Annotated in this window: 6 protein-coding genes and 1 pseudogene; 2 read left to right on the top strand and 5 right to left on the bottom strand. The window is 66.6% G+C overall.

Features of this window, described 5'->3' with window-relative positions:
• The 3 genes and pseudogenes from AB4Y84_RS08665 to AB4Y84_RS08655 all read right to left on the bottom strand — a co-directional run.
• Window positions 1–294, bottom strand: a pseudogene (locus tag AB4Y84_RS08665) (hypothetical protein); the annotation flags it as partial.
• Between the two features lie 321 nt (window positions 295–615).
• Complete coding sequence (locus AB4Y84_RS08660) at window positions 616–1,965, bottom strand: sensor histidine kinase (RefSeq protein ID WP_442244351.1); 1,350 nt, start codon at window positions 1,963–1,965, stop codon at window positions 616–618.
• Window positions 1,965–2,639, bottom strand: a complete 675-nt coding sequence (locus AB4Y84_RS08655; protein ID WP_080148505.1) for a response regulator transcription factor — start codon at window positions 2,637–2,639, stop codon at window positions 1,965–1,967. The genes AB4Y84_RS08660 and AB4Y84_RS08655 overlap by 1 nt, the downstream gene beginning before the upstream one ends.
• 210 nt (window positions 2,640–2,849) lie before the next feature.
• Between AB4Y84_RS08655 and AB4Y84_RS08650 the strand changes: the two genes are divergently transcribed.
• Window positions 2,850–3,131 (top strand): hypothetical protein, encoded by a 282-nt coding sequence (locus AB4Y84_RS08650; protein WP_033831436.1) that lies wholly within the window; start codon window positions 2,850–2,852, stop codon window positions 3,129–3,131.
• 57 nt (window positions 3,132–3,188) lie between these two features.
• On the opposite strand, the gene AB4Y84_RS08645 is transcribed toward AB4Y84_RS08650, so the two are convergent.
• Entirely contained in the window at window positions 3,189–5,330 is a 2,142-nt protein-coding gene (locus tag AB4Y84_RS08645) for a TonB-dependent siderophore receptor (RefSeq protein WP_442250000.1), read from the bottom strand.
• A gap of 73 nt (window positions 5,331–5,403) precedes the next feature.
• On the bottom strand, window positions 5,404–6,048 hold the full coding sequence (locus AB4Y84_RS08640) for a TetR/AcrR family transcriptional regulator (protein WP_442244353.1): 645 nt from the start codon (window positions 6,046–6,048) through the stop codon (window positions 5,404–5,406).
• An 82-nt stretch (window positions 6,049–6,130) separates the two neighbouring features.
• On the opposite strand from AB4Y84_RS08640, the gene AB4Y84_RS08635 reads away from it, so the two are divergent.
• Window positions 6,131–7,341, top strand: a 1,211-nt coding sequence (locus tag AB4Y84_RS08635) for an FAD-dependent monooxygenase (RefSeq protein ID WP_442249999.1), incomplete at its 3' end; no start/stop codon positions are given.

Genomic DNA, 7,341 nt, shown 5'->3' with positions numbered 1-7,341 from the left:
CACCAACCCCACGACAGAGAGCGTGCTGGTCGGCTGCGCGTGTACGCCTTGAATCGCCAAGGGTACCCATGCGCTGCCCAGCATCGCCCATGCCGCATGCCTGTCGATGTAGCGCAGTGGGGCGGGGATCAGCCGTGATGTGGTTGATTGCCATGCCGACACTGCATGCAGTGCGGCATGCGCTACGACAAAGAACACTACTGCGCAGGCCATGGCTGCGTGCGCATGGCGTTGCGTCGAGATCACCAGCGCACTGCCCGGCAGCAGCAGGAACAACACGGCAAACAGACGCATCAGCACGTCCGGGCGATTCGTTGCGGGTATCACGCGCAGCCACTGCGGCCAATGCGGCAGCGCACGCATTCGATCAGCGCGCGAACGCCGATTCCAGGCAGCTGCGGTCAAACCGGATGTAGCCGGTGTCGCGCGGAATCGGGCAGAAGAGGAGGGGGGAGGAACTCCTTCGATCACGTGCGGGCTTCCTGTCGGTACGGAACGCGATGGCATCACAGATGCCACCGGTCCGATGCTGCGCAGCGAACATTGCCGCAACCTTGCCTTGCGCCGCTGCCTGCTGCGCATGGACAGGCGGCAGTCACGGATGTGTGGGCGCCTTCAGTGCTCTAGGGGTGGCGCTGAGGTCACGCCCGGATGCTGCGGGAACTCGACGCGGATCAGCGCGCCACCACCGGCGGCATCCAGAATCGTGACGTGACCACCGTGACGGTCGATCACCTGCCGCACGAGGTTCAGTCCCAGGCCGGCGCCGGTCTGACGGGGCCGCAGCCGCTGGAATGGCTCGAACACGCGTTCGCGCTGGTCCACCGGAATGCCGGGGCCATCGTCTTCCACTTCCAGGCAGCTGCCCTGCACCCGCACGATGATATGGCGGCCGCCGTGCTCGGCGGCGTTCAATACCAGGTTGGAGATCACCCGTTCCACCGCACCGGCTTCGCCCAGCACCGGGAAGTGTGGTTCCACCGCGACTGCCACCGTCTTGTCCGACTGGATCAGCAGCGGTGCCAGATCGGCCGCCACCCGTTTGGCCACCCGGGCCAGGTTGAGGGTTTCCTTCGGGCCGTCCTCTTCCATGCGGTGCAGGTCCAGCAGTTGCTCGGCCAGCGTCGCCAGACGCGCGACTTCCACAGCCAGGCTGCGCGAGGTCGAATCATCTGCGGCGTCGATCTTCACCCGCAGGATGGCGATCGGCGTGCGCAGCTCATGCGCCGCTGCGGCGATGAAACGGCGTTGCCGCTCGTGCCCTTCATCCAGGCGGCCCAAGGCATCGTTGACGGCGGTCACCAGCGGCGCGATCTCMACCGGCACGGCGGTCTCGGTCAGGCGGATGCCGCGACGGCTGGCCGAAATGTTGCGGGCTTCCTGCGCGATGCGTTCGACACCGGCCAGTGCCCGCCGCACGATGATCGGGGTCAGGATGATGGTGGCCAGCGCCAGCAGCAGGAAGATCGGCAGGGTGATGATGTGCGCGGCCAACGCCATCTGCATGGTCAGCGAATCGGTTTCGCCATGGGCCATGATGGTCAGCTTGCCGGCCGGTCCGCTGTGCTGGCGTACCACCACGGCCAGGCCATCGCTGCGATCACGCCCACGCAGGTCGCCATAGGGGATGCCATCGAGGGCGCCGACCAGCGAGGCATAGGCCGGTGGCACATGACCGAAGGTGACGTGGTGCCCATGCTTGTCCTCGGCGATGAACCAGGCACCGGGGACGATCTTCAGCAGTTCCGCCAGCTCCGGCGTGTGCTGCACGTACAGTTCGCCGTTGCGGTCGCGGTGCACCGCCTCGGCCGCCACCGGTGCGAAGGTCTGGATGGTGTAGTAGCCACCGCTGTCGGCACGCACCAGCACCATCAGCAGGGCGAAGAAGGCCACCAGCAGTGCGAGCAACTGGTAGATCAGCGTCTTGACGATCAGTGGGCGCTTCAACGACGGGCGATGCGCCATCACTTGCTTTCCCGCATCAGATAGCCAACCCCGCGAATGGCGTGGATCTCCACGCCCGCATCGGCGTCAGCGAGTTTTCTGCGCAGGCGCGAGACGTGCGAATCCAGGGTGTTGGAATGGATGCCGTCGTCGAAGCCATACACCGCCATCTCGATGGATTCACGCAGCACGGTGCGGCCCAGGCGCCGTGCGAGGGCGGCCAGCACCCGGATCTCGCGCCGCGGCAGCTCCAGCCGCTGGCCGCCCACACTGGCCTCGCCCGAGGCGGGGTCGAACACCAATCGGCCGATGCTGATGGACTCCACCTGCAATCCGCTTGGGCGACGGCCCGCAGCACGGATCCGCGCGAACAGCTCCTCCAGCGCGAAGGGCTTGGCCAGGTAGTCATCGGCGCCTTCATCCAGGCCGGCAATCCGGTCCGGCAACTGGCCCAGCGCGCTCAGCACGATGATCGGCACCCCGGGATTGCGCTCACGCAGCAGGGAAATCAACGCCAGGCCATCGCCATCGGGCAGGGTGCGGTCCAGCAGCACCAGATCGTGCAGGCCGCACAGGGCCGCCTCCCGCGCCAGTGCCAGGGTATTGGCCACGTCCACCACATAGCGCTCGCGCTGCAGGGCGGACTTGAGGGTGGCGGCCAGTTCGGCTTCGTCTTCGATCAGCAGGATGTGCATCAGCAGGGCTTGGGCAGGGAGAGGCCGCAGAAGGGCGGTTCGGCACGCGCCGGCACCGTATTACAGGAACATTGCGTGAACATGGCGTGCCTCCGCATCTGCCGGAAGGCCATGGCGGCAGGTGGTGAAGCCGAAGGTCCGGCGCAAGGTTCACGCAATCCAGGCGCTCCAGCCTTGGCGCCCTTCGCAGTTCCCATCCCTGGAGTCACCATGAAATTGTTCGTTCCGCTGCTGTTCCTCGCCACGCTGACCGGCTGCACCACCGCCAAGATGACCGTCACCCCGGATGGCCGCCGCGGCGTTTCCATCGACTGCAGCGGCTCCAGTTCCTGGAGCGGTTGCTACGAGAAGGCCGGGCAGATGTGCCCGGGCGGCTACGTGGTCTTCAGCAAGGATGGCGATGAGGGCAATGCCATCGCGGTGGGCAACAAGAACGGCTTCACCTCCACCCAGATGGCCACCCGCTCGATGCTGGTGTCCTGCTCGGGCTGACGCAGGCCGGGGAGGTGGCCATTCCACCTCCCTGAGGCGTTGCTCAATAGCGCTGGCCTAGAAGCTGTAACCGGCCTGCACATACACCCGGCGCGGCTCGCCCGGGAAATGGCCGTTGCGCTCGATGAATCCGCTGGCGGCATACACCTTGTCGAACAGGTTCTTGACGTTGGCCTGGAACTGCCACTGCTTCCACGTGGTTTTCCAGCTCATGTCGAACACGGTGTACGGCTTCACGCGCTGGCCATCCAGGCTGATGCGCTCATCCACGTAGTCGGCACCGAAGCCAACGGCCGAGTTGATCGCCGGCAGGTCGTAGCGCGTCCACAGGCCCAGCTTGTTGCGCGGTGCATTGGCGAAGCGATCGCCGGAGGCATTGGTGATGCCATTGGAGCCCGCGTCCTTCACCCGCGCGTCGTTGTAGGCGTAGGTCAGGTTCAGCACCCAGCGCTCGGTCACGTCGGCCAGAAGATCCAGTTCCATGCCGGTGCTGCGCACCAGGCCCAACGCCGCCAGCTGGTTCACTCCATTGATGACCTCGCCAGTGGCCTGCACGATGTTGCTGCGGTCGATACGGTAGGCCGCCAGGTTCAGGCTCAGGCGCTCGGCAAGCAGCGATTTCATGCCCACTTCCCACTGCCTGCTGCGCTCGGCATCGAACGGGCCGCCTGCGGCGGAATTCTGGTTGGCCGCCGACTGCGGCACGAAGYCGCTGGCCACGTTGGCATACAGGTTCAGTCCATCGCGAACGGTGAACGTACTGCCCAGGCGCCAGCTGATGTCGTTGCCATCCACGCTGCTGCCGGCAAGGCGGTCGTCGTCCTTGAAACCGTCCCAGCGCAGGCCGGCCAGCACGTGCCAGCGCGGGGTCAGGGCCAGCTCGTCCTGCAGGTAACCGCCATAACGCCTGCTGCGCGTGCTGGTGCTGCGCCAGGGCAGGCTGGACAGGTTGTAAGCGTGCCAGGTGCTGGCGCCATACACCGGATTGAACAGGTCGATGCCACGCACCGGGCCGGCGCCGCGCGCGAGGTCGGCGCTGTTGGCGGTCTGCGCGGTGAAGTCCGCATCCAGCTGGTACACGTCCGCACCGAACAGCACCTTGTGTTCCACCGGACCGGTGCTTACCCGCCACACCGCATTGGCGTTGGCGGTGAACGCCTCGTTGTCGCGGATCTGGTTGCGCAGCTGCCGGGTCATCCATTCGGCCACACCATCGCGGTCGCGGTCGATCAGGCCCATCGGCTCGTGGTACATCTGGTGTTCGTTGTTGCTGAACCAGCGCGCGGCAATATCCACGTCCAGGTTGTCGCGCGGCGCGAAACGGTACTGTGCCAGCGCCACCTTGGCCCGCATGTCCAGGAAGTCGCTGGCCTCGTTGTGGTTCCAGCGGCGGTCGGTCAGGAAATTGCCCCTGTCATCGACCGGAACACCGCGCAGGCGATTGCCGCCCAGGTTCTGGGCAATGTCGGTGAACTGCAGCACCAGCTCGCCGGTGTCGCCCACGTCGAAGGCCAGCGAGGCATCGCCGATCACGCTTTCACTGTCGGTGTTCCAGCGCACGCCCTGCTCGTTGTCGCCATACAGGCCGGCGCGGTAGCGCACCGTGCCGGCTGCATTCAACGGCCCGGTACCTTCGATCGAGCCGGCGCGGAAATCCTTGTTTCCCATCTGCAGTTCAACGCGGCGTTCGGCAGTGGCTTTCGGCTTGCGGGTCACATAGTTGATGACGCCACCAGCGTCGCCGCCCCCGTACAGCGCACCGGCCGGTCCCTTCAGCACCTCCACCCGCTCGATGTTGAACAACTGCGGTACCGAGAATCCCGCATAAGGGTCGCCCCGCAGCCCGTCATACAGCACGTTCTCCTGGCGGAAACCGCGCAGGGTCACCCCGGCATAGCTGAAGTAGCTGATGCCGCTGATGCTGCGATAGAGATCGGTCACCTGGCGTGCAGCCTGGTCGTCGATCAGCTCGCGCGGCAGTACCTGGATGGACTGCGGCACCAGTTCCAGCGGTGTATCGGTGCGGGTGCCGACAGCCGCGTCATCCACCCGGTACAACGTCTGTGCGCGGCCCCGCACCTCCACCTTGTCCAGCTCCTGCACGCGGCTGGGCCGGGCGTCGGCGGCGTATCCGGGAGTGGCAAAAGCCAGTGTCGTCGCCAGGCACAGAATGCTGCGGCGGGGCAGGAAGTGGGGCATGGGCGTATCAGGCTTGTCTGCAAATGAGAAAGATTAGCATTTGCAATGATCGGGTGCCCATCCCCCGATTGCGTCATGGACGCGCGGACGGATCCGTATACGGCGTACCGGCCAAAGCCACCAGCACGCCGGTGGCGCCGCGCACGATCAGCGGCACCATCGCCTGCCGCGGATCGCCGCCGAACGACAGGACGCGCAGTCCCTGTTCATAGGCGGCCACCATCGATGCCATCAGCATCGAGGCGCCCAGTCGCGCCTCGGCATCATCCGCGGACCGCCCCGCCGACGCGGCCATCAGCTGTGCCAGGTCATCGGTCAGCAGCGCCTGCAGCTGCCGCGCATGGGCCACCAGTACGGTGCTTTGGGCCACGGTTTTCCAGAACGACGCCGCACCGGCGTTGATCCGCAGCAGCGGATGGCCGGTGTCCAGCAATTCCCGCACCAGCGCCTGGAAGGCGGCCAGCGGCGTCATGGATGTGCGCGCGGCCATGCCTTCGCGCAGCAGCTGGCGCGCCTCCTCATCACGGTCGAACACCAGCTGTTCCTTGCTGGCGAAGTAGTTGAACACCGTCTTGCGCGAAACCCCGGCGGCATCAGCGATCTCGCTCATCGACACCGCTTCGAAGCCGCGATCGATGATCAGCCGGGTAGCGACGTCGGAAATCGCCTGCCGGGTCTCGGCTTTGCGTTGCTCGCGGCGGCCGGGTGGCGGGGCCATGGGTGGCTCACTTGTAGAAACATACACCGAGTGTAACATTGTCGCCGCCAGAGCGCCGACCCGGTGCTCACGAGGATTTCCAATGCGGTACGACGTCGTCATTGCCGGGGCTGGCCCGGTGGGACTGTTGCTGGCCTGCGAACTGGGTCAGGCAGGAAGCGCGGTGCTGGTGCTGGAGCAGGCGGCCTCGCCGGATTCGCCGCTGAAGCGCCTGCCGTTCGGGCTGCGCGGTTTGAATGCCCCGACGCTGGAGGCGCTCGACCGGCGCGGTCTGCTGGACGCGGTGGCAGCCGGCCAGGTGCTGAAGCCGGAGAAAGGCCCGCCGCCGCCGGGAACCGCGCACTGGCTCTCGCAGGGACGCAAGCTGGGTGGGCACTTCGCGGGTATTCCGTTTGCACTGGACAACGTCGACAGCGGTCGCTGGCCCTGGCGCCTGCGCAGCCCGGTCGGCACGCAGATGGCGGTGGAACTGCAGGCGCTGGAGGCCGTGCTGGCCGAGCGCGCGCAGGCGCTGGGCGCAGTGATCCTGCGTGGTGCGGGCGTGCAGAGCGTGCGGATGGGGGCCGACGAGGTCCAGGTCGAGGCGGGCGGACAGGCCTTCCGCGGGCGCTGGCTGGTCGGCTGCGATGGAGGCCGCAGCACCGTGCGCAAGCAGTGTGGTTTCAGCTTTGCTGGTACCGATCCAGAGTTCACCGGCCACTCGCTCAGTGTTGAACTGGAAGATCCGACGGTACTCAGCCCGGGGCGTCACACCACCGCGCAGGGCATGTGCAACTTCAATCCGCCGGGCACGATCGCCCTGGCCGACTTCGACGGCGGCGCGGGCCACCGCCAGCCACTTGATCGCGAATCGGCACAGGCGCTGCTGCGCCGCATCTCCGGCCGCGAAGCAACGATCACCGCGCTGCATCTGGCCACCACCTGGACCGACGGCGCACGGCAGGCTACCGCCTATCGTCGTGGCCGCGTGCTGCTGGCCGGCGATGCCGCACATGTGCATTCGCCGCTGGGTGGGCAGGGTCTGAATCTGGGCCTGGGCGATGCGATGAACCTTGGCTGGAAGCTCGCCGCCGTCGTGCGCGGCGAGGCAGCTGATGCGCTGTTGGATACCTATCAGGCCGAACGCCATCCGATCGGCGCGCGCGTGCTGGAATGGTCGCGCGCGCAGGTCGCATTGATGCGCCCAAGCGCGGGCTCACGTGCACTGGCTGCCATCGTGGCCGATCTGGCAGAAACACGTGATGGCGCCACGTATCTCGCCGAGCGCGTGTGGGGTGTGGGCCAGCAGCTGGA

It is taken from the genome of Stenotrophomonas sp. 2YAF22 (assembly GCF_052114665.1).
GTDB classification, from domain to species: Bacteria; Pseudomonadota; Gammaproteobacteria; order Xanthomonadales; family Xanthomonadaceae; genus Stenotrophomonas; species Stenotrophomonas indicatrix.
Note: the sequence above shows the minus strand (reverse complement) of the source record. Positions and strands in the feature narration are given on the sequence as shown.

What these genes read in the sequence shown, in the direction of transcription:
- AB4Y84_RS08655 (WP_080148505.1), bottom strand. Translation starts at nt 2,639, where the DNA reads ATGCACATCCTGCTGATCGAAGACGAAGCCGAACTGGCCGCCACCCTC.
- AB4Y84_RS08650 (WP_033831436.1), top strand. Translation starts at nt 2,850, where the DNA reads ATGAAATTGTTCGTTCCGCTGCTGTTCCTCGCCACGCTGACCGGCTGC.
- AB4Y84_RS08640 (WP_442244353.1), bottom strand. Translation starts at nt 6,048, where the DNA reads ATGGCCCCGCCACCCGGCCGCCGCGAGCAACGCAAAGCCGAGACCCGG.